At 34.4% G+C, this 1,550-nt stretch carries 1 protein-coding gene; it reads right to left on the reverse strand.

The window, feature by feature from the left end:
* Positions 1 to 692: 692 nt before the first annotated feature.
* Positions 693 to 1,253, reverse strand: coding sequence for a DUF1643 domain-containing protein (locus tag FT993_RS00160; RefSeq protein WP_147860523.1), 561 nt, complete (start codon positions 1,251 to 1,253; stop codon positions 693 to 695).
* Positions 1,254 to 1,550: the final 297 nt, after the last annotated feature.

Consider the following 1,550-nt stretch of genomic DNA (forward strand, 5'->3'; position numbering starts at 1 on the left):
TTGGCTATGATTTCGTTGCGGAAAAATACGCAGGATTTATTCCGTTGTAGCTCAAAGATAGAAAAAAGCGTGGAATTTTCGGTAGAAAATTCCGCCGCAATGAATTATAGCCGTTGTTACCTAAAGTAGCGACACGTTCTGCTTGGAAGGTTCTGCTTTGCCGTCCAGATTTTTTTTCCGCTCTGATTTTTTTCCGCTTAGTGTTTTTTATTCAGTTACCTTTTAATTTATTTCGGATATGGAAATCTCAAAATCTTTTTTTCATTTACTTCAAATTTTTGATTCGACCTTGATTCCGCTTAATTTTTAAATTCGCTTTTTTTTTTGCACGATATAGTTTTATTCATTTTTTTCAGCGTAGCGCTATTCCATTTCGCGTTGTGCTTTTCAATTCCACTGTTCTCTTTTTAAGTCAGTTAAATTTTCAAACAGTCAGATTTATTATTTCTCCGTTCCGCTTTCGATTCCGAGCTATTTTAGGTAACGTGTGTGTATATGACAAGTAGCGTGCAGAAAAGCGCTAATTTTTCGGTTGAGCTACAAGCCAATTTTTTGTTTTAAGTTTTTAGCTTTAAATTTCTAAAACGCCAAAAATAAAAAATTGGCGACTTCCCAAATATATCAAAATTTTCGATTTAGAAAAGTCGCAGCTATTTGTTATATACGGTGTTGTACTGCGTTTTTTTTAGTCGCTATTGGAAATTCAATGGTTTAAATTGTTTCGAATATGAATCAAAATCAAATTTAGTTAATTTAATCTTCTCGTCAGATTTATATTTTGTGTTAATAGTCATTGGTGATGGATGGCTTGGATTTCCAGATTTGTTTATTCTAAAAGCAAAATAATTTAATCCGTGTTTTTTCAGTCGATCATAAATAGCATAAATGCTTGGCGCAAAATATGGTTTAGCTTTGATGTCATCTCCCCAACCAAGTAAAACATCAGTTATATTTAGCTCCTTAGAGGAAACTAGAGTGTCGATATTTTGAATGTTTTCCCAAAACAGTTTTTCATCAGCTTCGTTGTTCAAATTTATTCCTTTCGGATTTCGAGTTGGATAAAGGTTTATCATTAGCCAGCCGTCATAATTATTATCGTTCGCAATCCGTTCCACATTTCGCGTTGTTCCGTCCAGTTTGATTTCGTTCGCTGTATTTGGGTTCAGTCCGATGCATAATAAATTCCGTTTGCCTTTTTTTCCGAGTGCAAATCTCTTTTCGTTATCGTTTTTTGGTAAGCAATAATATTCCATTTATTCAATTGGTTTAATGTGTGACAAAATGCAGTACAACGGCTTTGGCTATGATTTCGTTGCGGAAAAATACGCAGGATTTATTCCGTTGTAGCTCAAAGATAGAAAAAAGGATGGAATTTTCGGTAGAAAATTCCGCCGCAATGAATTATAGCCGTTGTTACCTAAAGTAGCGACACGTTCTGCTTGGAAAGTTCTGCTTTGCCGTCCAAATAATTATTTTCCGCTTTACTCTTTTTCCGTCCACTTTTTTATTCGGCAATGCGCTGATTTATTCAAAAAACGTAGATTTTAGAA

Origin of the sequence: Mesonia sp. HuA40 (assembly GCF_008017835.1) — a bacterium.
Lineage (GTDB): Bacteria > Bacteroidota > Bacteroidia > Flavobacteriales > Flavobacteriaceae > Mesonia.